21 protein-coding genes are annotated in these 23,484 nt (G+C 67.0%); 12 read left to right on the forward strand and 9 right to left on the reverse strand.

Annotated elements, in window-relative coordinates:
- Nucleotides 1-44: 44 nt before the first annotated feature.
- Complete coding sequence (locus SPYCA_RS05300; protein WP_232003531.1) at nucleotides 45-1,040, reverse strand: hydrogen peroxide-inducible genes activator; 996 nt, start codon at nucleotides 1,038-1,040, stop codon at nucleotides 45-47.
- 135 nt (nucleotides 1,041-1,175) lie between these two features.
- On the opposite strand from SPYCA_RS05300, the gene SPYCA_RS05305 reads away from it, so the two are divergent.
- Nucleotides 1,176-1,643: a hypothetical protein gene (locus tag SPYCA_RS05305; protein ID WP_120219233.1), complete on the forward strand. Its 468-nt coding sequence runs from the start codon at nucleotides 1,176-1,178 to the stop codon at nucleotides 1,641-1,643.
- A gap of 111 nt (nucleotides 1,644-1,754) precedes the next feature.
- Here SPYCA_RS05305 and trmFO read toward each other — a convergent pair whose 3' ends face one another.
- Nucleotides 1,755-3,104, reverse strand: coding sequence for a methylenetetrahydrofolate--tRNA-(uracil(54)-C(5))-methyltransferase (FADH(2)-oxidizing) TrmFO (gene trmFO / locus SPYCA_RS05310; protein WP_120219234.1), 1,350 nt, complete (start codon nucleotides 3,102-3,104; stop codon nucleotides 1,755-1,757).
- Nucleotides 3,105-3,178: 74 nt separating this feature from the next.
- On the opposite strand from trmFO, the gene SPYCA_RS05315 reads away from it, so the two are divergent.
- Together SPYCA_RS05315 and SPYCA_RS05320 are read left to right on the forward strand one after the other, a co-directional pair.
- Nucleotides 3,179-3,850 carry a lysoplasmalogenase gene (locus tag SPYCA_RS05315; RefSeq protein ID WP_120222161.1) on the forward strand — a complete coding sequence of 224 codons (672 nt, stop codon included), beginning with the start codon at nucleotides 3,179-3,181 and terminating at the stop codon, nucleotides 3,848-3,850.
- Between the two features lie 324 nt (nucleotides 3,851-4,174).
- Nucleotides 4,175-4,747, forward strand: a complete 573-nt coding sequence (locus SPYCA_RS05320) for a peroxiredoxin (protein ID WP_172594978.1) — start codon at nucleotides 4,175-4,177, stop codon at nucleotides 4,745-4,747.
- A gap of 32 nt (nucleotides 4,748-4,779) precedes the next feature.
- Here SPYCA_RS05320 and SPYCA_RS05325 read toward each other — a convergent pair whose 3' ends face one another.
- From SPYCA_RS05325 to SPYCA_RS05335, 3 genes are all read right to left on the reverse strand, one after another.
- Entirely contained in the window at nucleotides 4,780-5,091 is a 312-nt protein-coding gene (locus tag SPYCA_RS05325) for a DUF952 domain-containing protein (protein WP_120219236.1), read from the reverse strand.
- Entirely contained in the window at nucleotides 5,088-7,817 is a 2,730-nt protein-coding gene (gyrA, locus tag SPYCA_RS05330; protein ID WP_172594979.1) for a DNA gyrase subunit A, read from the reverse strand. The genes SPYCA_RS05325 and gyrA overlap by 4 nt, the downstream gene beginning before the upstream one ends.
- A gap of 82 nt (nucleotides 7,818-7,899) precedes the next feature.
- Complete coding sequence (locus SPYCA_RS05335; protein WP_120219237.1) at nucleotides 7,900-8,607, reverse strand: SDR family NAD(P)-dependent oxidoreductase; 708 nt, start codon at nucleotides 8,605-8,607, stop codon at nucleotides 7,900-7,902.
- A gap of 110 nt (nucleotides 8,608-8,717) precedes the next feature.
- Here SPYCA_RS05335 and SPYCA_RS05340 point away from each other — a divergent pair, with 110 nt between their 5' ends.
- From SPYCA_RS05340 to SPYCA_RS05350, 3 genes are read left to right on the forward strand one after another with little or no spacing between them, the layout of a single operon-like run.
- Nucleotides 8,718-9,932: a hypothetical protein gene (locus tag SPYCA_RS05340; RefSeq protein WP_232003642.1), complete on the forward strand. Its 1,215-nt coding sequence runs from the start codon at nucleotides 8,718-8,720 to the stop codon at nucleotides 9,930-9,932.
- Between the two features lie 58 nt (nucleotides 9,933-9,990).
- Complete coding sequence (locus SPYCA_RS05345) at nucleotides 9,991-10,899, forward strand: hypothetical protein (RefSeq protein WP_120219239.1); 909 nt, start codon at nucleotides 9,991-9,993, stop codon at nucleotides 10,897-10,899.
- Nucleotides 10,896-12,266 (forward strand): sensor histidine kinase, encoded by a 1,371-nt coding sequence (locus tag SPYCA_RS05350; RefSeq protein ID WP_120219240.1) that lies wholly within the window; start codon nucleotides 10,896-10,898, stop codon nucleotides 12,264-12,266. The genes SPYCA_RS05345 and SPYCA_RS05350 overlap by 4 nt, the downstream gene beginning before the upstream one ends.
- Before the next feature lie 35 nt (nucleotides 12,267-12,301).
- Here the strand turns inward: SPYCA_RS05350 and SPYCA_RS05355 are convergent, their stop codons facing one another.
- The 4 genes from SPYCA_RS05355 to tpiA form a co-directional block, all read right to left on the reverse strand.
- On the reverse strand, nucleotides 12,302-12,985 hold the full coding sequence (locus tag SPYCA_RS05355; protein WP_120219241.1) for a Crp/Fnr family transcriptional regulator: 684 nt from the start codon (nucleotides 12,983-12,985) through the stop codon (nucleotides 12,302-12,304).
- A 20-nt stretch (nucleotides 12,986-13,005) separates the two neighbouring features.
- Nucleotides 13,006-14,637, reverse strand: coding sequence for a CTP synthase (locus SPYCA_RS05360; protein WP_120219242.1), 1,632 nt, complete (start codon nucleotides 14,635-14,637; stop codon nucleotides 13,006-13,008).
- Between the two features lie 111 nt (nucleotides 14,638-14,748).
- Nucleotides 14,749-15,210: a preprotein translocase subunit SecG gene (gene secG, locus SPYCA_RS05365; RefSeq protein ID WP_443029497.1), complete on the reverse strand. Its 462-nt coding sequence runs from the start codon at nucleotides 15,208-15,210 to the stop codon at nucleotides 14,749-14,751.
- A gap of 252 nt (nucleotides 15,211-15,462) precedes the next feature.
- Nucleotides 15,463-16,209, reverse strand: a complete 747-nt coding sequence (gene tpiA, locus SPYCA_RS05370; RefSeq protein ID WP_120219243.1) for a triose-phosphate isomerase — start codon at nucleotides 16,207-16,209, stop codon at nucleotides 15,463-15,465.
- Between the two features lie 180 nt (nucleotides 16,210-16,389).
- Between tpiA and SPYCA_RS05375 the strand changes: the two genes are divergently transcribed.
- The 6 genes from SPYCA_RS05375 (at nucleotide 16,390) to SPYCA_RS05400 (ending at nucleotide 23,360) form a co-directional block, all read left to right on the forward strand.
- On the forward strand, nucleotides 16,390-18,336 hold the full coding sequence (locus SPYCA_RS05375; RefSeq protein ID WP_232003532.1) for a peptidylprolyl isomerase: 1,947 nt from the start codon (nucleotides 16,390-16,392) through the stop codon (nucleotides 18,334-18,336).
- A 2-nt stretch (nucleotides 18,337-18,338) separates the two neighbouring features.
- A complete protein-coding gene (gene trpE, locus SPYCA_RS05380) occupies nucleotides 18,339-19,856 on the forward strand; it encodes an anthranilate synthase component I (RefSeq protein ID WP_120219244.1) in 1,518 nt (505 codons plus the stop codon).
- 471 nt (nucleotides 19,857-20,327) lie between these two features.
- Entirely contained in the window at nucleotides 20,328-21,578 is a 1,251-nt protein-coding gene (locus SPYCA_RS05385; protein ID WP_120219245.1) for a lipoprotein-releasing ABC transporter permease subunit, read from the forward strand.
- Nucleotides 21,571-22,248: an ABC transporter ATP-binding protein gene (locus SPYCA_RS05390; RefSeq protein ID WP_120219246.1), complete on the forward strand. Its 678-nt coding sequence runs from the start codon at nucleotides 21,571-21,573 to the stop codon at nucleotides 22,246-22,248. The genes SPYCA_RS05385 and SPYCA_RS05390 overlap by 8 nt, the downstream gene beginning before the upstream one ends.
- Before the next feature lie 31 nt (nucleotides 22,249-22,279).
- Nucleotides 22,280-22,882 carry a hypothetical protein gene (locus SPYCA_RS05395; protein ID WP_120219247.1) on the forward strand — a complete coding sequence of 201 codons (603 nt, stop codon included), beginning with the start codon at nucleotides 22,280-22,282 and terminating at the stop codon, nucleotides 22,880-22,882.
- A 1-nt stretch (nucleotide 22,883) separates the two neighbouring features.
- On the forward strand, nucleotides 22,884-23,360 hold the full coding sequence (locus SPYCA_RS05400) for a glutathione peroxidase (RefSeq protein WP_120219248.1): 477 nt from the start codon (nucleotides 22,884-22,886) through the stop codon (nucleotides 23,358-23,360).
- Nucleotides 23,361-23,484 lie beyond the last annotated feature (124 nt).

A 23,484-nucleotide genomic window follows, 5' to 3' on the forward strand; every position in this document is an offset into this window, starting at 1 on the left:
GCCCCGCTCGGCATCCCGGCGAAGGCCGGTATCTCGACCTGTCGTTATGACAGGCTGCGGAGATCCCGGCCCCTTCGACTGTCTTGCAGGCGCTCAGCACAGGCCTCGCGGGGATGACGAGCCAAAGGCGCCGCTTCCCGCCCCTGATGCTTCCTGAAAATATCGGCGAGCATCCGGAACTCCTCGGCGCGCGGGCTGCCCTTGCGCCAGACAAGCGCGATCGTGCGCCAGTCATGGTCCGAATCGAGCGGCCGCGTGTCGATGTCGGTGTGGTCGAGGATGCCCGCCTCGATCGCCATCTGGGGCAGCATGGTGATGCCGAGGCCGTTGTCGACCATCTGCACGAGCGTGTGCAACGAAGTGCCCATCATTCGCGCGCCTGCGCGCAGCTCCGGCCGGTTGCACGCGGCGAGCGCATGGTCCTTCAGGCAATGGCCGTCTTCGAGCATCAGCATCTGCGCGGGGTCGATCTGGTCGGCGCTGACCATCGCGGGAAGGTCTTCGGACTGGTCGCCGGGAAAGGCGACGAACAGTGCGTCGTCGAACAAGGTTTCGCTCTCGACGTCACCGCACGGATAGGGGAGCGCGAGCAGCACGCAATCGACGGCGCCGTGATGGAGCGACTCGCACGCCTGCGCGCTTGGTTCCTCGCGAAGGAAGAGCTTGAGCGACGGGCGCTCCTTGCGCAGCCGCGGGAGGAGGCCGGGCAGCAGGAAAGGCGCGATCGTGGGAATGACGCTCATGCGCAGCTCGCCGACGAGCGGCGCCGATGCCGCGGCCGCCATGTCGGCAAGCTCCTCGGCCTCGCGCAATACGCGGTGCGCCTTTTCGACGATCTTGTCGCCGAGCGCGGTAAAGCGCACGACGCGGCGCGTGCGCTCGACGAGCGTTTGCCCGAGCAGCGTCTCCAGCTCGCGAATGCCCGCCGATAAAGTCGACTGGGTGACGTTGCACGCATCGGCAGCGCGGCCGAAATGGCCATGCTCATGGAGCGCGACGAGATATTGCATCTGTTTGAGCGAGGGGAGATAGTTCTGCATTGATCGAGTATAGTGATTTGTCGGGCGGTTTTGAACAATCCAGGCGATTAAAATTCGCCGCCGATATGGTTGCATCGCTTGGCGGCGCGGCGCCGACCGTGATAGCTGATCCGATCACTCGGAACGGAGGGGCGTATGGCGGTTTCGCGTTTCCTGATCGGCGGCGTGGCGAGCGCCCTGCTGCTGACCGGCGGGCTGTTCCTTTGGAAAGGACATAGCCAGCTGGCCGAGGAGGCGGTGCTGCCCGATCCGCCGCCGGCCTTGCCCGCGATCCCGGTGGCCGGCGCCGATGCGCCGACGCGCGGACCGGCGCCGCCCGCGCTGCCCGCCGCGAAGGAAGCGTCGCGCGAGGAGCGGCGCTTCAACCGCTTCGACCGCGACCGCAACGAGCGGATCAGTCGCGTCGAGCTGATGTCGTCGCGCACCGCGGCGTTCCGCAAGCTCGACACGGATGGCAATAATCTGCTGACCTTCGAGGAATGGGCGGTGACGACGGGGGAGCGGTTCGCCAGGGCCGATGCCGACAAGTCGGGCGACCTGACGCGGGCGGAGTTTGCGACGACCGCGCCGAAGCGCGCTGCGAAGCCGAAATGTCGGTGTTAATGTTCGCCGTCATTGCGAGCGAAGCGAAGCAATCTCCAGCGAGCGTCCCACCATTGCGATAGCGGGAGATTGCCGCGTCGCCTTTGGCTCCTCGCAATGACGACGATTGGTTCAGGCCGCCACCCCCTCCGCCGCCTTCATCCACTCCGCGAGTTTCGCCCCCGCGCGCTGCGTATAGCCGAGCTTGCGGTCCTTCTTGCGCACATCCTCGGCGAGCGGAGGGAAGAGGCCGAAATTGACGTTCATCGGCTGGTAGCTCGCCGCATCGGCGCCGCCGGTGATATGGCCGAGCAGCGCGCCAAGCGCGGTTTCGGGCGGCGGCGGGGGCAGGGCGCGGCCGCCAAGCTCGGCAGCCGCGAAGCGTGCGGCGACGAGGCCGATCGCGGCGCTTTCGACATAGCCTTCACAGCCGGTGATCTGCCCCGCAAAGCGGATATGCGGCGCCGATTTGAGGCGGAGCTGGCCGTCGAGCAGTTCGGGCGAGCGGATGAAGCTGTTGCGGTGGAGCCCGCCCAGCCGCGCGAACTCGGCCTTTTCGAGCCCCGGAATGGTGCGGAACAGCCGGACCTGTTCGGCATGTTTGAGCTTGGTCTGAAAGCCGACCATGTTCCACAGCGTGCCGAGAGCATTGTCCTGCCGCAGCTGGACGACCGCGTAGGGCCAGCGCCCGGTGCGCGGATTGTCGAGGCCGACGCCCTTCATCGGACCGAAACGCAGCGTTTCGACCCCGCGCTCGGCCATCACCTCGATCGGCATACAGCCTTCAAAATAGGGGGTGTCCTTTTCCCAGTCCTTGAACTCGGTCTTCTCGCCGTCGAGCAGCCCCTGGACGAAGGCATGATATTGATCCTTGTCCATCGGGCAGTTGATATAATCCTTGCCGTCGCCGACGGGGCCGACCTTGTCCCAGCGGCTCGCCATCCACGCGATGTCCATGTCGATGCTGTCGCGATAGACGATCGGCGCGATGGCGTCGAAAAAGGCGAGCGCGTCCTTGCCGGTCGCGGCGCCGATACTCTCCGCGAGCGCGGCGGCGGTGAGCGGTCCGGTGGCAACGATTGTCAGGCCTTCGCTCGGCAGCGTATCGATGCGTTCGCGGACGATCGTGACGTTGGGGTGCGCGGACAGCGCGCGCGTCACGCCGCCTGAAAAGAGGTCGCGGTCGACCGCGAGCGCCGATCCGGCAGGCACCTTGGCCGCGTCGGCCTCGCGCATGATGATCGAACCCAGGGCGCGCATTTCGCGATGCAGAAGGCCGACCGCGTTGCTATCGCCATCGTCGCTGCGAAAACTGTTCGAGCATACCATCTCGGCGAGCGCGTCGCCCTGATGCGCCGGGGTCATGTCGCCGCCGCCGCGCATTTCGGAGAGGCGCACGCGATAGCCCGCCTCGGCGAGTTGCCACGCCGCTTCGGAGCCGGCGAGGCCGCCGCCGATGATATGCACGTCGTATTCCGCCATTTACCCTGTCCGTTGACTTGCGACCAATCCGCCGCGCACTAGGCCGGTTGTGAGCGAGATGCAAAGGGGGGATGATGAGCGGGGAGCGAAGCTGGGATCGGGTGCGCTGGCTGTGGCTGGCGGCGCTCGCGGGCGGGATCAGCTATTTCGTCGCGGTATATCTGCGCCTCGACGGACCCGCAATCTGGGCGTGGAAAGCGTCGGGGGTCGGCCTGCTCGCCGCTTGGGCAGCGATGAACGCTCGCGGCACGGGCGGCTGGATGATCGCCGCCGCGCTCGGCTTCGGCGCGCTGGGAGACTGGATGCTCGACGCCATCGGGCTGATGCAGGGTGCGGTGGCGTTCGCGGCCGGACATGTCATGGCGATTGCCCTCTATGTCGGCAACCGGCGCACGGCGATGGCCGGGTCGCAGAAATTGCTCGTCTTTGCGGTGGTGCCGCTCGCGTTGCTCGCGGCATGGGGGCTGACGAAACAGGCCGCGCCGGGCCAGTTGGCGGCGGCGATCGGATATACGGCGATCGTCGCGCTGATGGCGGCGACGGCGTGGGCGAGCCGCTTCCCGCGCTATCGCACCGGCATCGGCGCGATGCTGTTCCTCGCGAGCGACCTGTTCATCTTTGCCGGCGAGGGCGGAGCGCTGTCCGGCGATGTGACGATGTGGTTCGTCTGGCCGCTCTATTTCGGCGGGCAGGCGCTGATCGCGTGGGGGGTGGTCGGGACGCTGGCGCGCGAACGTGGCGATTGAGTGGCGGGAAGCGGCCGGAAGCTGCCATTCTCTCCCCTCCCGCTTGCGGGAGGGGTCGGGGGTGGGCAGCAGCGTGGCAATGGCCCACCCCGCTGCGACTAACGAACAAAGTTCGTAAGTCTCGCTGCCCCTCCCGCTTGCGGGAGGGGAGACCAGCGCAACCCCTCAATGTCCGCTCCCCACCCCAAAGTGGCCGGTGAACGACCGCTCATACTCATCCCACGCCGCGATCATGTTGCGCCATGCCGCTGGCGCGGTCAATCGCGCTGGACGCGGCGGCCTTTTTTCCGCATTCTTCGCTTCGGTCGCATGGAGGTTTGCCCGATGACATTGCTGAAAAGGATCGTGATGCCGCTGGGGCTCGCCCTTGGCCTCGGCATATCGCTCGCGTTGCTCCCCGCGCCGGGCCTCGCCGCGCTTCAGCAGGGCGCGAAGGCGCCCGACTTCACACTGAACGCTGCGCAGGGCGGCAAGCCGTTCAGCCTGTCCCTGAAACAGGCGCTGAAAAAGGGGCCGGTCGTGCTCTATTTTTTCCCCGCCGCCTTTACGCCGGGCTGCACGCTGGAGGCGCATCTGTTCGCCGAGGCGAGCGATGATTTCAACCGGCTCGGCGCACGCGTCGTCGGCGTGACGGCGGGCAATATCGAGCGCGTCGCCGAGTTTTCGCGCTCCGAATGCCGCGACAAATTCGCGGTCGCCGCCGATCCCGGCGCGAAGGTCGCTGCGAGATATGACGCGACGATGCGGCGTCCCGACGGGACCATGCTGTCGAACCGGACATCGTTCGTCATCGCGCCGAACGGAACCATTCTGATGAGCTACACCGACCCCAAGCCGCAGGCGCATGTCGAAAAGACGATGGCGGCGGTAAGGGCGTGGAAGGCAGGGCGGCGATAGGGGCGCAGGATTGTCCCGCTGTCGCGGCGCGATCAGCCGCGTCGTTGCAGGCTGATCACAGCCTCGATCGGCAGTTCGGCATAGAGGTGCGGAAAAAGCTGGCCGCCGCGCGCGGGTTCCCAGCGGACGGCGTCGCCGAACCGGATCAGGTCCACCTCGGCGATCATCAGTTCCGACTGGTCGGCGAAATATCTGGCGATCGTCGCGTCGAGCTGCGCGGCGGTCGACAGATGGATATAGCCATCTTCGACGTCGACCGGCGCGCCGCGGAAGACCCGCTCGCGCTCGAACGCCGCCCATTGCTGCGCGGTCAGCACCTTGAAGGCCGTCGTCGGCCTGGTCATTCGGTGGACGTTTCGCTCGCCGGGGTTGCGGTTTCCGCTCCCTCCGTCTCGTCGTCTTCGCCTTCCTCGATCAGCGCCGCCGACACGACATGTTCGCCCTCGGCGACGTCGAACAGGCGCACGCCCGCGGTTCCCCGCCCGATGACGCGAAGGCTGTCCAGCCCCATGCGGATCAGCTTCGCCTGGTCGGTGACGAGCATGAGCTGATGCGCCTGCGTCGCGGGGAAGCTCGCGACGACCGGGCCGTTGCGGGCGATATTGTCGATGTTGGTGATCCCCTGGCCGCCGCGGCCGGTGCGGCGATATTCATAGGCCGACGACAGCTTGCCATAACCGTTCGCACAGACGGTGAGGATGAACTGTTCGCGCGCGGCAAGCTCGGCCATGCGCTCGGCGGGGAGCGCCGGTTCATTCTCATTGTCCTTCCACGGCGCGGCGCGCAGATAGGCTTCGCGTTCGTCGCTCGTGGTGCCGACGCGGTGGAGAATCGAGAGCGAAATCACCTCGTCGCCGTCGGCGAGCTTCATGCCGCGCACACCCGTCGAGTTGCGGCTCTGGAACTCGCGCACATCGTCGCCGGCGAAGCGGATCGCCTTGCCCTGCCGCGTCGCGAGCAACACATCGTCGCTTTCGTCGAGCAGCGCGACGCCGATCAGCCGGTCGTCTTCATCCTCGCCCTCGAACTTCATCGCGATCTTGCCGTTCGAGGGCACGTTGGTGAAGGCGTCCATGCTGTTGCGGCGCACGCTTCCCTTGGCGGTCGCGAACATGACGTGCAGCTTGCCCCATTCGGACTCGTCCTCGGGTAGCGGCAGCACGGTGGAGATGGTCTCGCCCTGTGCGAGCGGAAGCAGGTTGACCATCGGACGGCCGCGCGTCGCGGGCCCGCCCTCGGGCAGGCGCCACACTTTCATGCGATAGACCTTGCCCGCGGTCGAGAAGAAGAGCACCGGCGTGTGCGTCGAGGTGACGAACAATTCGGTGACGACATCCTCGTCCTTGGTCGCCATGCCGGCGCGGCCCTTGCCGCCGCGGCGCTGCGCGCGGAAGGTGCCGAGCGGCGTGCGTTTGATATAACCGTCCATCGTGACGGTGACGACCATCTCCTCGCGCTCGATCAGATCCTCGTCGTCGATCCCGTCGGCGGCGGGCGCCACCAGCGTCTTGCGCGGCGTTGCAAACTCGTCGCGCACCGCGACCAGTTCCTCGCGCATCACCGCGTAGAGTTTCGCGCGGTCGGCCAGGATCGAAAGCAGTTCCTCAATCTCGGCCGCCAACTCCCCGAGTTCCTTGCCGATTTCATCGCGGCCGAGTGCCGTGAGGCGGTGGAGGCGGAGGTCGAGAATCGCCTTCACCTGCACTTCGGACAGGCGATAGGTCGCGGCCTCCTCCATCTCGCCCTCGATCGCCTCGACAAGGCGGATATAGGGCGCGATCTCGCCGATCGGCCATTCGCGCGCGAGCAGGGCTTCGCGCGCGGCGGCGGGCGAGGGCGAGCCGCGGATGATGCGGACGACTTCGTCGAGATTGCTGACCGCGACGACGAGGCCGAGCAAGATGTGCGCGCGGTCGCGCGCCCTGGCGAGCTCGAACTTGCAGCGGCGGGTGATGACCTCTTCGCGGAAGGCGATGAAGGCCGAAAGAATGTCCTTCAGGCCGAGCATTTCGGGGCGTCCGCCGCGGATCGCGAGCATGTTCGCGGGGAAGCTCGACTGCGCGGGGGTGTGGCGCCACAGCTGGTTGAGCACGACCTCGGCGGTCGCGTCGCGCTTCAGCTCGATGACGACGCGCACGCCCTCGCGGTTCGATTCGTCGCGGATGTCGGCGACGCCCTCGATCCGCTTGTCGCGCGCGGCTTCGGCGATCTTCTCGACCAGACCGGATTTGCCGACCTGAAACGGAATCGACGTCAAAACAATTGATTGCCGGTCATTCCTGCCTTCTTCGATCACATGCGTCGAACGCATCATGATCGAACCGCGGCCGGTGGCATAGGCGCTGCGCGCGCCGCCCTGGCCGAGCATCATCGCGCCGGTCGGGAAGTCGGGGCCGGGGACGATCGCCATCAACTCCTCGAGCGTGATCGGTTCGCCGCCCTCGAGCTGGCGGTCGATCATCGCGAGCGTCGCGTCGATCACTTCGCCGAGGTTATGCGGCGGGATGTTGGTCGCCATGCCGACCGCGATGCCCCCCGCGCCGTTGACGAGCAGGTTGGGGAAGCGCGCGGGGAGCACGGTGGGCTCCTCGCGGCTCGCGTCATAGTTCGGCTGGAAGTCGACCGTATCCTTGTCGAGATCGTTCAGCAGCACCATCGCGGTCCTGGCAAGGCGCGCCTCGGTATACCGCATCGAGGCCGGTGGATCGGGATCCATCGAGCCGAAATTGCCCTGACCGTCGATCAGCGGCACGCGCAGCGACCAGTCCTGCGTCATGCGCGCGAGCGCATCATAAATCGCGCTGTCGCCGTGCGGGTGATAATTACCCATGACGTCACCGACGATCTTCGCCGATTTCTTGTACGGACGGCCGGGGACGAAGCCGCCTTCCTGCGCGGCATAGAGGATGCGGCGGTGGACGGGCTTCAGGCCGTCGCGCACGTCGGGCAGCGCGCGGCTGACGATCACGCTCATCGCGTAATCGAGGTAGGACGTCTTCATTTCGTCGACGATATTGATCGGCGAAACGCCGTCCTCGGACGGCTGCACAGGCGTATTTTCTTCGGTCAAGACCCGGCCTTTTTTCTGCTTTTCGGGAGGTGGTTTTTGCCTAGCCCAAGGCGCAACGGATTGCCAGTGATTCGGGCGATTTTCAGGGAATGATTTCGCTGCCGTCCCACGCGAAAACCCGGCCCGTCTGGGCCGGTGTCAGCGCGGCGATCGTCCGCAGCAGATTGCTCGCCGCCAGGGATGGTGAAGCGAGCGACGCGGGCGGAACCGCGCGCCGAAACGGCTGCGACATCGGCGTATCGACCGTGCCGGGGTGCAAGGCGACGATCAGGGCGTCGGGATTGCGCCGCGTCTCGGCGATCGCAAAGCTGCGAACGAGCTGATTGAGCGCGGCTTTGGAGGCGCGATAGCTGAACCAGCCGCCGGTCCGGTTGTCGCCGATGCTGCCCACCCGTGCCGAGAGCGCGGCGAAAACGGTGCGCCCACGACGCGGCATCAGCGGCAGGAAATGCCTTGCAACCAGCGCGGGCCCGATCGTGTTGACCGCAAAGTTTCGCGCCATCCAGTCCGCATCGATGTCGGACAGGCCGCGTTCGGGGCGATGGCCATCTGCGTGGAGCAGGCCCGTCGCGACGATGACCAGACGGGGCGGCGGGCCGCTGGCGGCGACCATCGCCGCGGCCGCGGCCACCGAATCCGCGTCGGTGACGTCGATGGCGAGCGGAGGTGACGCCGAACGGGCAAGACGGTGGATGACGTCATGCCGCCCATCGGCGGCAAGCGCGTCAGCCAAAGCAGCGCCGATGCCGCCCGCTGCGCCGATTACAACCGCCGATCCCGCTTCCGTCATGGAAGCGACGCCTATCATTCGGGGGCACGAAGGAACAAGCGATGCTTGCCAAAGCCGCTTGCCGCCATAATAGGTTGATCCGTGCATCCTTTGCTGTTCCTCGCTTGCCTATGCCCTTGATCGCGCTCGTCGGCGCCAGTGAGACGCTGCCCGATGGCGGATTGCGCGCGCTTGTCACCGTGGCGGGCGAGACGCTGATCGAGCGACAGGCGGCGCGCCTCGTCGATGTCGGGGTGACGCACATCGCCGTCGCCGTCGCCGCGCTGCCCGCCGAACTGCTGGCGGTGTGCGACCGCATTCGCCGTCGGGGGGTGAAGGTGACGCCGGTGCGCGCGGCGGGCGATCTTGTCCCGCTGGTCGAGGCCGAGGACCGGCTGATCCTCGTCGCCGACGGCCTGCGCGCCGGGGGAACGCATTATGCCGCGATCGCAAAGCCGGGATCGCCGGCGATTCTCGTCACCGGCGACACCATCTTGACCCAGGGATTCGAGCGGATCGACGCAACGCGGCGCTGGGGCGGGCTGGCCTCCGTCGCGCCGCCGATGGTGGCCGAACTCGCGGCGATGCCCGGTGAATGGGACATGATGCTGACGTTGCTGCGCCTCGCCGTGCAATCGGGCGCGCGCCGTCTTTACTGCGAACCCGCGCTGTTCGAGCAGGGCGAGATTGCGATCGTGTCCGACCGCCCGACCGCGGCGCTGATCGAGCAATCGAGCCTGCAACGGACCGAATATGGCGGCATGGGGCTGGGACGTTCGGCGATCATGATGCCGCTCGTGCGGCTCGCCGGGCCGCTGCTCGTCAAGTCACCGAAAACCGCGCGTTATCTGCCCGTTGTCACCGCATTTCTGTGGATCGGGGTCGCTGCGCTGGCGGCGAGCGGGCTGGCCGCGGCGGGAGCGCTTGTCGCGGTGCTGGGCGGGCTGGGGCTTGCCGCGATGCGCTTTCTGTCGGCCTTTCGCGCCGAAAGTGCGGCGCAGGATCGGACGCGCTTGCTCATTCGCAGCTTCGCGCTCGCCTTGCTCGCGCTCTTTCCATGGCTGCTCGCCTTCGGTGCAGCCAGCCGGTCGATGCCGCCCTTTGCCGAAGCGGCGCTGGCGCCGTGCCTCGCGGCGGCGATCGTGCTGGCGCGCGCGCTTTACGAGGATGCGGGCGAGCGGCGGCGCTTCCACTGGTTGCTCCCCGACGCCGACCAGGCGTGGATCATGCTCGCGCCTGCACTGCTGTTCGGGCTGGCGTCGCCGATGTTCGCGATCCTGCCGCTGCTCGCGCTGTTCCAGATCCTGCTCTGGCTGCGCCTCGCACGGCGCCCGGAGCCCCGCTAAAACAACGTCCTTCAAGGTTTAAGGCCTATTAACGCCAAACTGCTATTGGCGGGTGCGCATGAGTGAATCGCTCTCCTTTGCCGGCATCGAACCGCCGTCGCCGACGCTGTCGGCGCGCCTTGACGAGCTGGCCGACTTTTTCGCGGCGCCCTCCGCCGGTCGGCTGACCGACGAGCAACGCGCGCTGTCGCTGGGGATCGCGCGGCGCCTGGTCACCGATGTCGCGGCGCGGATCGACCCCGCGATCGACAGCGCCGCTCTATGGGCCGACTGGCTGCACCGCGGGGTGCCCGGCGCGACGCGGCTGGTCGGCGTCTGCTTTGCGCGGGCCGAGGAGCATCGCTGGCGCGCACTTTCGGCCGAGCGCGTGGTGCCGGCGCCACCGACGGGCGCCGTGGACGAGGCGAGCGGCGCGGCGTCCGACGCTCCGATGACGGCGCGCGAGCGTGCCTATCTGGATCTGCGCATTGCCGACCGGCGGCGGTTCGACGCCCATGGACAGCCGACGCTGGCGATCGCCGACGTCGATGAGGAAATCTTCCGCGCCTTGCTCCACGAGGTCGCAGCGTGGCGGCTGGCCGAGGTGAACATCGACACCGGCCGGGCGGCGAGCCTGGGCGATGCCGTGCGGCATGCGGTAGAAGGGCAGGCCGACGAGGGCGGCATGACCGCCGCCGCCATCGCCTATCACGAGGCGGTCGGCGCCGCGTTGCCCGAGACGGCGCGCGCGGCGATCGCGGCGCACGACTGGCCCGCGCTGATCGCGCTCGCGGCGGCGGCGCAGCAGCGTCGATATGCCGATATGGCGCTGGCGCTTCTGACCGCCGAGACGGCGGCGCTGCCGTCGCTGCTCGCGCCCTTGCGGCTCGACCGCGACGCCCTGGCGCCGCTCGAAGCATCGCTCGCCATGCTGCCGGCGCGTGCCGTGAACGACGCCGATGGCGCGGCGCCGGAGGCGGAGCGATGAGCGAACGCATTGTCCGCGGCCGCGTCGACCGGTCGGGCGTGCTGGTTAGCGCCGATGTGCCGCTGCTCCGGCTTCAGCAGCGCGCCGGGGCGGGGCTTGGCAAGCCGCTCGCGCTGCCGCACCTCGCGCGGCTCGCCGCGCTGGCGCAGCGGTTGCATCGCGAGATCAACCGGCCGCTCCATGCCGCCGACGATCATAGCGACATCCAGGCGCTCGTGCGCATCACACCCGACGCCGAGGGGGCGAGCATCGAGATCAGCGACTGGCGCGCGCGCGCCGTGGCGCAACCGGGAATGCCGCCCGTCGCGGAGGAAACGGCGCTCGCCGACGGATGGGCGTGGGAGTGCGACCAGCAGTTGCGGCTCGTCGCGCTTCGCGCCGCGGGGCGTGCGCCCGCGGTGCCGCCGGGATGGGAAGGACGCTCGCTGTCCGAGTTGTTCGAGTTGCAACCCGACGCCGACGGTCGCTTTCCTGTCCTGCGCGCGCTCGCGCGCCAGTCGCGCTTTGGAGGGCAGAGCGTGCGGGCTGCGGGCTCGGCGATGACGCTTGGCGGCGACGCGCTGTTCGATGCGGCGGGCCGCTTCACCGGCTTCCGCGGCTTCGCCGCGGTGACCGGCGCCCCGCCCGCCGCGACGCCGAAGGACGGCGGCGCGCTTGTCGATCCCGCCTTTGGTTCGCTGCCGCTGTCCGACCCGAAGTTCGGCCGCCGGATCGACGGCGCGCTGCGCGGTCCCTTGAGCCGCATCATCGCGACCGCCGAGACGATTTCGGGCCAGTTCGACGGCCCGATCCGCGCCGATTATGCGCGCTATGCCGGCGACATCGCTCATGCAGGACGGCATCTGCTGGGGCTGGTCGACGACCTCGCCGACCTTCAGAATATCGAACGGCCGGGGTTCAAGGCGGCGCGCGACGACATCGATCTTGGCGATCTGGCGCGCCGCGCGGTCGGTCTGCTCGGCATGAAGGCTGAGGAGAAGGGCATCCGCATTTCGGCGCCCAGCACCGATGACCGGATGCCCGCAACCGGCGAGTTTCGCCGTGTTTTGCAGGTGCTGCTCAACCTGCTCGGCAATGCGATCCGCTATTCGCCCGAAGATTCGCAGATATGGCTCCGCGTCGATCGCGAGGACGACCGCGCGATGGTCACCGTCGCCGATCAGGGGCAGGGGATCGACGCCGAGCAGCAGGCGGTGGTGTTTGAAAAGTTCGAGCGGCTGGGTCGCACCGACAGCGGCGGATCGGGCCTGGGCCTTTATATCGCCCGCCGCCTGGCGCGCGCGATGGACGGCGACCTGACCGTCGACAGCGCGCCGGGGCAGGGCGCACGCTTCACGCTGAGCCTGCCGGCGCGGGATGAGGAGTAGGGATCGTAACGGCCTTGGGTATTTTTCCTAAGTCGTCATCCCTCGCTTTCGCTGATCTCTTCCAGCGTCGCCGGATCGAGCACGCGCACGCGGCCCTGTTCGAGCGCGATGATTCCCGATTCCTCCCAGCTTTTGAGTTGGCGGTTGATATGCTCGCGGCTCATTCCCGCGAAATTGCCGAGTTCGGTCTGGCTGAGCTCGACGCGCTGCGCGATCCCGGTATCCTTGCGGATCAGGCGTTTCAGATAGCGCGCGAGACGCGGGCCGGAGGCATAGGCGCGGTCGCTTTCGATCGTCTGGTCGGCAGTGCGCAGCCGCCGTGCGAGTTGCTGCATCAGCGACCAGGCGAAGTCGGGGTGGCTGGCGACGAAATCCTTGAGCGCATTGCGGCCGAGCTGGAGCGCACTGCCCGCGCTGGTCGCGGTCACCGACGCAGTGCGCTCGCCACCGTCGAGCAAGGCGATCTCGCCCAGCACCGCGCCCGGTTCGGCATAGGCGAGGACGATCTCGCGCCCGCCCGACGTCAGCATCGACACGCGCGCGGTGCCTTCGGTCAGGATCAGCATCATGTCGCCGGGGTCGCCTTGGACCAGCAATTCCTTGCCCTTGGCGAACTGGACCTGGACCGCGCGGCGCGCGATCTCGGCCCAATCTTCCGCCGAAAGACCGGAAAAAATGCTGTCGGGGCCCTGCAGTTCGGCAAGTCTTGCATGATCCATGGCCCCAATCCCCTTTTTGGTCAGACCAGCCGGCTCTGCTTCACCGCCGCTTCGATGAAACCCGCGAACAAGGGATGCGGGTCGAAGGGTTTGGATTTGAGTTCCGGGTGGAATTGCACCCCGATAAACCACGGATGGTCCGGCCGCTCAACGATTTCCGGCAACATGCCGTCGGGCGACATGCCCGAAAACACCAGCCCGCCCTTTTCCAGCCGCTCGCGATAGGCGCCGTTGACCTCGTAACGATGGCGGTGGCGTTCGCTGATCTCGGTCGCGCCATAGACGCTTGCGACATGACTGTTCGGGGAGAGCTTGGCTTCATAGGCGCCGAGGCGCATCGTGCCGCCAAGGTCGGTGTTGGCGCCGCGCTTCTGCAACCCCTCCGCGCTCATCCATTCGGTGATGAGGCCGACGACGGGTTCGTCGGTCGGGCCGAATTCGGTGCTCGACGCCTTCGCAATACCGCTCGTATTGCGCGCCGCCTCGATGCACGCCATCTGCATGCCAAGGCAGATGCCGAAAAAGGGCACATTTCTCTCGCGCGCGAAACGGACGCTCGAAATCTTGCCCTCCGACCCGCGTTCGCCGAAGCCGCCGGGGACGAGGATGCCGTGCAACGGTTCGAGATTGGCGACGAGATCCTCGTCGCGCTCGAACATTTCGGCGTCGAGCCAGCGGATATTGACCTTCACCCGGTGCGCCATGCCGCCATGGACCAGCGCCTCGTTGAGCGACTTATAGGCGTCGGGCAGCGACACATATTTGCCGACGACGCCGATCGTGACTTCGCCCTCGGGGTGCTGCTTGCGGTCCATGATGTCGTACCAGGCCGTGAGGTCGGGCGCGGGGGCGTCGTGGATGCCAAAGGCGTGGAGCACCTCGGCATCAAGTCCTTCGCCATGATATTGGACCGGCACCGAATAAATGCTGTCGGCGTCGAGCGCCGGGATTACCGCTTCCTTGCGCACGTTGCAGAACTGCGCGATCTTGGCGCGCTCGGTCTCGGGCAGCGGCTTTTCGCAGCGGCAGAGCAATATGTCGGGCTGGACGCCGAGCGAGGCGAGTTCGCGTACGCTGTGCTGCGTCGGCTTGGTCTTCAGCTCGCCCGCGGCGGCAATATAGGGCACCAGAGTGACGTGGACCGAGATGGCGTTGTCGCGCCCGACCTCGTTCTTCAGCTGGCGGATCGCCTCGATGAACGGCAGCGATTCAATGTCGCCGACGGTGCCGCCGATCTCGCACAGCACGAAATCGAGGTCGTCGGTTTCGGCGCGGGCAAAATCCTTGATCGCGTCGGTGACGTGCGGGACGACCTGCACCGTTGCGCCCAGATAGTCGCCGCGGCGTTCCTTGGCGATGATCCCCTGATAGATGCGGCCCGAGGTCACATTGTCGCTCTGCCGCGCCGCGACGCCGGTGAAGCGCTCGTAGTGACCAAGGTCGAGGTCGGTTTCCGCCCCGTCGTCGGTCACATAGACCTCGCCATGCTGATAGGGCGACATCGTGCCCGGATCGACGTTCAGATAGGGATCGAACTTGCGAATGCGGACACGATAGCCACGCGCTTGCAGCAGGGCGGCGAGGCTGGCCGCCATCAAACCCTTGCCAAGCGAGGAGACCACGCCGCCGGTGATAAAAATGAACCGCGCCATGGGAGGAAAGACTTACTCAAAGGGTGGGGGACGGCGCAAGCCGTCGAATCGCAAGCCACGGAAAAAGTTTCCGCTGGCGTGCGGGGTGGATGCGGAGGCCGAAGCCGCCGTTTATTTGGTGGCGGGCGGCGCCTTGCTGCTTCCGGCCGGGGCCGGGGCGCTTTCCTGGCTCGCCGCGGCGGCCGCGGCGGCGGCCAGCGGATCGTCGGTCAGCGGCGCGGGCGCGGTGCCCGCGGCGGCGCCGTCGGCGGGCTGCGCCGGGGCGGTGATCGACGAAGCCGGAGCGGCGCCGCTCGTCTGCGCCGATTTCGACAGCGTGGTGTCGATCGTCGAGCCGCTGCGGCCGACCGAGGCCATCGCCGCGAGCAGGATCGACAGGCCCACGAACAGGCAGGCGAGCACCGTCGTCGCGCGGGTCATGAAATCCGCCGCGCCGCGCGCCGAGAGCAGGCCCGCGGGGCTGCCGCCGACGCCCAGGCCGCCGCCTTCCGACTTCTGCATCAAAATGACGCCGATCATCGCGGCGGCAACGAGCGCCTGGACGACGAGCAGGAAGGTGAAAAGGCTGGACATCATATTTTCCCGAACTTGCGCGGCCTCAAACGGATCGCGCCCGCGGCGCACATAGAGACGAAGCGGCAGGGGTTCAAGCCACAGCTTCCTCGAACGACATTCCGGGTGCCGTTCATGTCGGGCCCTTCGACTGCCTTGCAGGCGTTCAGGATAGATTTCGACCTTTGGTCGAAGTCGAGACACCCATCGAGATCACTCCATGCCCGAGGGGCATCTCGACTTCGCTCGATGCAAGCGGAAATTATTGGTGGATTAAAGTCCCGCCGCCGCCTCGATGATCGGCACGAACTTGGCCGCGGTCAGGCTGGCCCCGCCGACGAGCGCGCCATCGACGTCGCCCGCGCCGAGCAGTTCGGCGGCATTGTCGCCATTGACCGAGCCGCCATAGAGGATTCGGATATCTTCCGCCGCATCGCCGAACCGTTCCGCGAGCGCGCCGCGGATCGCGCCGTGCATCGCCGCGACGTCTGCAACGGTCGGAACCAGTCCGGTGCCGATCGCCCAGATGGGTTCATAGGCGATCGCGAACCGCTGCGGATCGAAGCTGTCGGGCACCGACCCAGCGACCTGCGCCAGCACATATGCGATTGCGCCGCCCGATTCGCGCACGCCCTGCGGCTCGCCGACGCACAGGATGACCGACAGGCCCGCGGCGAGCGCTGCTTCGGCCTTGGCGCGCACGTCGGCGTCGCTTTCGCCGCAGCCTTCGCGCCGTTCGCTATGTCCGACGATCACGAGCGAAGCCCCCGCATCGGCGAGCATCGGCGCCGCGACCGAGCCGGTGAAGGCCCCCGACGCGGCGCTATGGCAGTCCTGTCCGCCGACCGCCTTGCCGGGCGCTGCCGCGGCCATCGCACCGATCAGCGTGAAGGGCGGGCACAGGGCGACATTGACGCCGGGATGCGCGTCGGCGGCCGCGAAAATGGCCTGTGCTTCGCCGAGCGCATTCTTGAGCCCGTTCATCTTCCAGTTGCCGACCACATATTTGCGCCGCGTCATCGCCCCGCTTCTCCCGCTTCTGCGAACAATGATCCGCCCCTAGCGGCGAAGGTCGCCACGAGGCAAGCGGCGCGGCGATCCGCCGGGGTCGCCTTTCGCGCCTTGATGCCGCGGCATCGCGCCTCTAAAGCAGCGCGCAACCGCGCCTCGTTGCGCCCTGCCCGAAAGACCGCCTGCTCCATGATTACCGCCATCCGCGCCATGTTTTCTTCGACGATCGGCAAGTTTCTCGCGCTGGCCTTTGTCGTTCTGGTCGGCGTCGCCTTTGCGCTCAGCGACGTCACCGGAAACTCGACCTTCGGCGGGATCGGCGGCGCCAATGTCGCGAAGGTCGGTGGCGAAGAGATCGGTGTCGGCGAACTGCGCGACCGCGTGCGGCAGGCCTATGACCAGGCGCGCCGTGATCAGCCGGGACTGACGATGGCGGCGTTCGTCGAAGGCGGCGGACTCGATCAGGTGCTCGGTCAGCTCATCGACGGGCTCGCCTTTGATCAATATGCGACCGAGTTGGGTTTCGGCGTCAGCAAACGGCTGATCGACGGGCGAATCGCCGATCTGCCAGCCTTTGCAGGCGTTTCGGGCAAGTTCGACCAGACGGTGTTCCAGAACTTCCTCCGCCAGAACGGGATCAGCGAAGCACAGCTGCGCCGCGACCTTCGCCAACAGATACTGCTCGAACAGCTGGCGGCGCCGATCGCGCAGATGCCGCGGATCGCGTCCGGCATGGCCGAGCCCTATGCCGCGCTGCTGCTCGAACGGCGGCGCGGGCAGGCGACCTTCATCCCGTCAAGCGCGTTCGCGCCCAGAAACGATCCGGGCGACGCCACGTTGCGCCAGTTCCTCGCCCAGAATGCCGCGAAGTTCACCGTGCCCGAACGCCGCGTGATCCAATATGCGATTTTCGACCGCGCCTCGGTGCCGGTGCCCGCCGTGACCGACGCCGAAATCGCGAAGGCGTATAAGGACAATGCGGCGCAATATGCCGCGAGCGAAACGCGGCGTTTTGCGCAGGTGATCCTGCCCGACCGGGCGGCCGCAAACAGCCTCGCCGCGAAGGTGCGCGGCGGCGCGTCACTCGCGAGCGCGGCTGCCGAGGCGGGTTTGTCCGCCTCTACGACCGGCGACCTCAGCCAGAGCGCCTATGCCGCGACCACAAATGCGACGGTTGCGAAGGCCGCCTTTGCCGCAAAACGCGGCGAGGTGATCGGGCCGCTCCAGACCGGACTCGGCTGGACAGTGCTGCGCGTCGAGGATGTGACTGCGCGCCCGGCCCGCAGCCTGGCCGAAGCAAGCGCGGAAATTCGCGCCGAACTGGCAAAGAACAAGGCGAACGAGGCGATCGTCGATTATTATAATGCGATCCAGGATGCGGTGAACAGCGGGGCGTCGATCGAGGAGGTTGCGTCCGACCGCAAGCTCCCGATCATCGAGACCCCGGCGATCCTGCCGAGCGGCCGCGCGCCGGGACAGCCAGGCTTCGCACCCGCGCCGGAACTCGCACCGGTCATTGCGCAGGCGTTCCAGGTCGGCGGCGAGGGCGAAGGTCAGATCGCCACGATCGTCGAGAATGAGAAATTCGCCGTCTTTGCGGTGAAGTCGATCGTCGCCGCCGCGCCGCCGCCCTTCGCGCAGATCCGCGGCGACCTGCTTTCCGAATGGCGCTTTGCCGAGGGGCAGAAGGTCGCGCGCGACAAGGCGCGCGCGATCGTCAAGGCGGTCGAAGGTGGCAAGAGCCTCAACGAAGCCGTCGCTGCCGCGGGACCGAACATCGGCGATGTGCAGGCGATCGGCGGCAGCCGCGCCGAGCTGGGCGCCAATGGCGAGCGCGTGCCGCCCGAACTCGCGCTGCTCTTCTCGATGGCCGAGGGCAGCGTGAAAACGCTGGAAATCCCTGGCAATCGCGGCTGGATGGTGATCGCGCTGGATGAGGTGCAGCGCCCTGATCCCAAGGCGATCGAACCCCAGCGCGTTGCCGCGATCGCGCGGCCGCTGGCGCCCGCCTTTGGCAATGAGCTGATCGAGCAGTTGGCGGCGGAGGCGAAGCGGCGCGCCGGGGTGACGATCAACAAGGAACTGGTCGACCAGTTGCGCCGCGAACTGACCGGCACCGCGCCGGTCGCCGAATAAGCGTGAGTCTGGAGGGCAGGGCCGCCGCGCTCGAAGCGCTGGCCGCGGGACGCGGCGCGGTCGTCTGGCAGCGGCTGATTGCGGACATCGAAACGCCCGTATCGGCGGCGCTCAAGCTGATCGAGCCGGGCCGCGGCGACTGGGTGCTCGAATCGGTGGAAAGCGGCGAGACGCGCGGGCGTTACAGCCTGATCGGCCTCGACCCCGACCTGATGTTCGAGGTGCGCGGCGAGGCCGCACGCGTCAACCGCGACTGGCGCCGCGACCGCGACGCCTTTTCCCCGGTCGAGGCGGGCGCGTTGCGGGCGCTGCGCGACCTCGTTGCCGAATGCCGTTTCGACGTGCCCGACGGATTGCCCAAGGCGCTGGCGACACTCGTGGGCTTTTTTGCCTATGAAACCATCGGCCTCGTCGAACGCATCCCGCGCGCGCCGGGCGCGGGGCTTGGCCTGCCCGACATGATTTTCGTGCGCCCGACGACGATCCTCGTCTTCGACCGGCTCGCCGACGAACTGTTCCTGATCGCGCCGATCTGGCCCGACGCGCATGGCGCGATCGACCGGATGATCGACACAGCCGAAGAGCGGCTCGAAAGCATCGCAGCGCGCCTGTCGAGCGCGAGCGTCCACGCGGATCGCGCGTCGACTGCATCGCTGCCCGACGACATAGCCGCGACGCCCGCGACGTCGCCCGAACGCTTTGCCGAGATGGTGGCGGCGGCGAAGGACTATATCGCCGCGGGCGACATTTTTCAGGTGGTGCTATCGCAGCGCTTCTCGACGCCGTTCGACCTGCCGCCCTTCGATCTGTACCGCGCGCTTCGGCGCGTCAATCCGTCGCCCTTTCTCTATTTTCTCGATCTGCCGGGTTTTGCGCTCATCGGCTCGTCGCCCGAGATACTGGTGCGTGTGCGCGACGGCGAGATCACGATCCGGCCGATCGCGGGCACGCGCCCGCGCGGACGCACCAGCGCCGAGGACGCCGAAAACCGCGAAAGCCTGCTCGCCGACCCCAAGGAGCGCGCCGAGCATCTGATGCTGCTCGATCTCGGCCGCAACGATGTCGGCCGCGCGGCGATCGGCGGCAGCGTCACCGTGACCGACAGCTATACGGTCGAGTTCTACAGCCATGTCATGCACATCGTATCGAACGTCATCGGCCGCATCGCGCCGGGTAAAGACGCGATCGACGCGCTGTTCGCAGGCTTTCCCGCCGGGACGGTGAGCGGCGCGCCCAAGGTTCGCGCGTGCCAGATCATCGCCGAGCTGGAGGCCGACGCGCGCGGGCCTTATGCGGGCGGCGTCGGCTATTTCGCGCCCGACGGCAATATGGACAGCTGCATCGTCCTGCGCACCGCGATCGTCAAGGACGGCATGATGCACGTTCAGGCGGGGGCGGGGATCGTCGCCGACAGCGATCCGGCCTATGAACAGCGTGAGTGCGAGGCGAAGGCGGGCGCGCTCTTCGCTGCCGCGCGCGAGGCAGTGCGGGTCGCGGGGGCCGCGGGGTACGGGCAGTAAGGTTGGGGTGTCCTTTGCTTGGCCGCTTGCGGCGGTGATGCGGATATCGGTGATTGACCGAAAGCGGGGCTTTATTCCATCGTCATCCCGGCGGATAAGGGAAGGTCAGCTTACTTACCCCATCAGCCACCGCACCCGCCGGAATCACAACGCCCGGGCCTTGTTCCCAAGACCCGGGCGCCTGTGACGAACACTCGCCATCCCCCTTGTTGCAGGCCTGGCGAAAGGCCTGCACTCCCTGGAGCCGGGCCTTCGGGCCGCGTTGTTCCAGAAGCCAGAGGGGTAGGTGGGTGGTGGCCTTTTGTCACCCTTCCGCGCGCTGCCGAGCGCGCTTTTTCAAAGCCCTGTGGCCAATGGGCAACATATGTTGCGAATCGCTCGCATTGCACCGCCCATTGCCAGCGCCCCGCGACCTGCCTAAAGCGGCGCCATGCGTGATGCTTTTTCTGCGCCGCAAGGACCGCGATCTACATGATTCTCCGCCCTTATGAGCGCGCCATCTTCAAACGCTATCTGCTGCCGCAGCGCGGCGAGGGCTTCATCTTCGTGGCGGCGGCGTTCAGTTTCGTCGCCGTGACGCTGGGCGTCGCGGCGCTGGTCGTCGTGATGAGCGTGATGAACGGCGTGCGCAGCGACCTGTTCGACAAGATCGTCGGCCTGAACGGCCATGCGGTCGTGCAGGGTTTCGGCGGACGGCTCGACGACTGGCGCGACGTGCTGGAGCAGGCGAAGGCGACGCCGGGGGTCACCTCGGCCACGCCGCTGATCGAGCAGCCGCTGCTTGCAACCTTCGGCGGGCGCGTCGAAGGGGTGCTGGTGCGCGGCATGACCGTGCCCGACATTCGCAGCAACGCCGTGCTGGGCGGCAAGGTGTTGCAGGGCAGCCTGAACAGCCTGACGCCGGGGTCCGGCAATGTCGCGATCGGCAGCGAACTCGCCCGCAACCTCGGTGCGACGGTCGGCTCGAACGTGACGATCATCAATCCGCAGGGCCGCTCGACGCCATTCGGAACGGTGCCGCGCGAGATCGGCTACCGGGTATCGGCGGTGTTCGAGATCGGCGTCTATGACTTCGACAAGGCCTATATCGTCATGCCGATGGAGGATGCGCAGCTCTTGCTGCTCAGCGGCGACCAGATCGGGATGATCGAGGTCAAGACCGAAGATCCCGACCGCGTGGGCGAGATTTTGCAGCCGCTCGCCGAAAAGCTGGCGGCGCAGGCGGTCGTGTCCGACTGGCGGTCGATGAACGCCAGCCTGTTCGAGGCGCTGTCGATCGAGCGCGTCGCGATGTTCGTGATCCTGTCGCTGATCATCCTGGTCGCGTCGTTCAACATCATTTCCTCGCTCATCATGCTGGTGCGCGCCAAGACGCGCGACATGGCGATTTTGCGCACGATGGGCGCGCCGCGCGATTCGGTGATGCGCATCTTCATGGCGATCGGCCTGTCGATCGGCGTCGCGGGAACGATCGTCGGCATGATCGCCGGCTTCGGGCTGCTCTATTTCCGGCAGGGGGTGCTGCGCGGGGTCGAGTTTCTGACCGGCCAGCCCTTGTGGGATCCTTCGATCCGCTTTCTGACCGAACTGCCGTCAAAGCCCGATCCGGTCGAAATCGTCGGCATCGCGGTGATGGTGATCGTCTTCAGTTTCCTCGCGACGCTCTATCCCGCCTACAAGGCGGCGAACACCGATCCGGTGCAGGTGCTGCGCTATGAATGACGCCGCGCTGGAACTCGTCGACCTTCAGCGCAGCTTCGTGCAGGGGGACGTCACCATCGACGTACTGCGCGGCGTCAATGCGTCGCTGCGCCGCGGCGAGATCGTTGCGCTGCTGGGGCCGTCGGGATCGGGCAAGTCGACGATGCTCCAGGCGGTCGGCCTTCTCGAAGGCGGCTTCGGCGGCACGATCCGCATCGACGGCGAGGATGTGACGCGATTCCAGCAAGGCGAACGCACCAGGACGCGGCGCGAAAAGATCGGCTTCGTCTATCAGTTTCACCACCTGCTCCCCGATTTCAACGCGATCGAGAATGTCGTGCTGCCGCAGCTCATTCGCGGCGCGGGGCAGGCGGAGGCCGAGGAGCGCGCCGCCGACCTGCTGGGGAGGCTTGGGCTCGCCGAACGGCTGCACCACAAGCCGAGCAAGCTGTCGGGCGGCGAGCAGCAGCGCGTCGCGGTGGCGCGCGCGCTGGCGAACCGGCCCTTGCTCGTGCTCGCCGATGAGCCGACGGGCAATCTCGACGAAGCGACCGCCGACCGGGTGTTCGACCAATTCGTGAAGCTGGTCCGCGATCATGGGTCGGCGGCGCTCGTCGCGACGCATAACGAACGGCTCGCGGCGCGGATGGACCGCGTGTTGCGCTTGCACGAGGGGCGGATCGAGGCGTAGGCTCCTCCCGCCGGAGGTAGGGGGATTGCCGATGACCATCCGTTTCATGGTGGCGCTGTTCGCCCTGGTGCTGGGCGGTGCGAGCGCTGGACAGGCCCAGTCGCCGCCGCCGCCGCCGCCGCCGTCGGCCCCACCGCCGCCGCCACCCATATTGCCCCCGCCGATCTTGCCCGCGCCGCCGACCTGCATCGGCCCCGAATATCGCGCCTTCGATTTCTGGGTCGGCGAATGGGACGTTTTTGCCAACGGTGCGACCACACAGGTCGCGACGAGCAGCATCGAGGCGATGTTCGGCGGCTGTGCGATCCGCGAAACCTGGAAGCCCTTCAAGGGCGCGGGTGGCGGCTCCTTTAGCCATTATGACAAGGAACGCCGCCGCTGGCGGCAAGCGTGGGTCGATGGCAGTGGGACGCGGGTCGATTTCGACGGCGGCGTCGCCGAAGGGCGGATGGTGCTGACGGGGCATTGGGCGAATGTTGCCGGAAAGGGCAAGGACGGGCTGATCCGCATGACCTTCAGCAAACTGCCGGGCGGCGCGGTGCGCCAGCATGGCGAACAGTCGCTTGATCACGGACTGACATGGGCGACGAGTTTCGATTTCGTATACAGGCCGCGCAAGGCGGGGGAGGATTGATATGGGGCTTTACGATCTCTCGGCGAAACTGCCGGGCGGCGGCGCGCAGTCGCTCGCGGACTATCGGGGCAAGGTGCTGCTGATCGTCAACACCGCATCGAAATGCGGCTTCACCCCGCAATATGAAGGGCTGGAGGAACTGTATCGCGATTACAAGGATCGCGGGTTCGAGATATTGGCTTTCCCGTGCAACCAGTTCGGCGCGCAGGAACCGGGCGACGCCGAGGAGATCCGCAATTTCTGTTCGCTGACCTATGATGTGTCGTTCCCGTTGATGGCAAAGATCGACGTCAATGGCGACGACGCCGACCCGATCTTCAAGCATCTGAAGAAGGAAAAGACCGGGCTTCTGGGCAGCGCGATCAAGTGGAACTTCACCAAGTTCCTCGTCGATCGCGACGGCAAGGTCGTCTCGCGCCACGCGCCGACGACGAAGCCCGAGCAGCTGCGCAAAGAGATTGAGGAACTGCTGGGTTAGCGGACAAGAAATCGTCATTGCGAGCGAAGCGAAGCAATCCCCAGCTATCAACCGCAAGTTGAGATCAATAGCTGGAGATTGCCGCGTCGCCTTCGGCTCCTCGCAATGACGTTTTTGTGAAACG

Origin of the sequence: Sphingopyxis sp. FD7 (genome assembly GCF_003609835.1) — a bacterium.
In the GTDB taxonomy this organism is placed as follows: Bacteria; Pseudomonadota; Alphaproteobacteria; order Sphingomonadales; family Sphingomonadaceae; genus Sphingopyxis.

What these genes read in the sequence shown, in the direction of transcription:
- SPYCA_RS05375 (WP_232003532.1), top strand. Translation starts at nt 16,390, where the DNA reads ATGATTACCGCCATCCGCGCCATGTTTTCTTCGACGATCGGCAAGTTT.
- SPYCA_RS05340 (WP_232003642.1), top strand. Translation starts at nt 8,718, where the DNA reads ATGCCCTTGATCGCGCTCGTCGGCGCCAGTGAGACGCTGCCCGATGGC.
- SPYCA_RS05300 (WP_232003531.1), bottom strand. Translation starts at nt 1,040, where the DNA reads ATGCAGAACTATCTCCCCTCGCTCAAACAGATGCAATATCTCGTCGCG.
- SPYCA_RS05400 (WP_120219248.1), top strand. Translation starts at nt 22,884, where the DNA reads ATGGGGCTTTACGATCTCTCGGCGAAACTGCCGGGCGGCGGCGCGCAG.
- SPYCA_RS05335 (WP_120219237.1), bottom strand. Translation starts at nt 8,607, where the DNA reads ATGACGGAAGCGGGATCGGCGGTTGTAATCGGCGCAGCGGGCGGCATC.
- tpiA (WP_120219243.1), bottom strand. Translation starts at nt 16,209, where the DNA reads ATGACGCGGCGCAAATATGTGGTCGGCAACTGGAAGATGAACGGGCTC.
- SPYCA_RS05385 (WP_120219245.1), top strand. Translation starts at nt 20,328, where the DNA reads ATGATTCTCCGCCCTTATGAGCGCGCCATCTTCAAACGCTATCTGCTG.
- SPYCA_RS05395 (WP_120219247.1), top strand. Translation starts at nt 22,280, where the DNA reads ATGACCATCCGTTTCATGGTGGCGCTGTTCGCCCTGGTGCTGGGCGGT.
- trmFO (WP_120219234.1), bottom strand. Translation starts at nt 3,104, where the DNA reads ATGGCGGAATACGACGTGCATATCATCGGCGGCGGCCTCGCCGGCTCC.
- SPYCA_RS05390 (WP_120219246.1), top strand. Translation starts at nt 21,571, where the DNA reads ATGAATGACGCCGCGCTGGAACTCGTCGACCTTCAGCGCAGCTTCGTG.
- SPYCA_RS05305 (WP_120219233.1), top strand. Translation starts at nt 1,176, where the DNA reads ATGGCGGTTTCGCGTTTCCTGATCGGCGGCGTGGCGAGCGCCCTGCTG.
- SPYCA_RS05345 (WP_120219239.1), top strand. Translation starts at nt 9,991, where the DNA reads ATGAGTGAATCGCTCTCCTTTGCCGGCATCGAACCGCCGTCGCCGACG.
- SPYCA_RS05350 (WP_120219240.1), top strand. Translation starts at nt 10,896, where the DNA reads ATGAGCGAACGCATTGTCCGCGGCCGCGTCGACCGGTCGGGCGTGCTG.
- SPYCA_RS05315 (WP_120222161.1), top strand. Translation starts at nt 3,179, where the DNA reads ATGAGCGGGGAGCGAAGCTGGGATCGGGTGCGCTGGCTGTGGCTGGCG.
- SPYCA_RS05325 (WP_120219236.1), bottom strand. Translation starts at nt 5,091, where the DNA reads ATGACCAGGCCGACGACGGCCTTCAAGGTGCTGACCGCGCAGCAATGG.
- SPYCA_RS05355 (WP_120219241.1), bottom strand. Translation starts at nt 12,985, where the DNA reads ATGGATCATGCAAGACTTGCCGAACTGCAGGGCCCCGACAGCATTTTT.
- SPYCA_RS05320 (WP_172594978.1), top strand. Translation starts at nt 4,175, where the DNA reads ATGACATTGCTGAAAAGGATCGTGATGCCGCTGGGGCTCGCCCTTGGC.
- secG (WP_443029497.1), bottom strand. Translation starts at nt 15,210, where the DNA reads ATGTCCAGCCTTTTCACCTTCCTGCTCGTCGTCCAGGCGCTCGTTGCC.
- SPYCA_RS05360 (WP_120219242.1), bottom strand. Translation starts at nt 14,637, where the DNA reads ATGGCGCGGTTCATTTTTATCACCGGCGGCGTGGTCTCCTCGCTTGGC.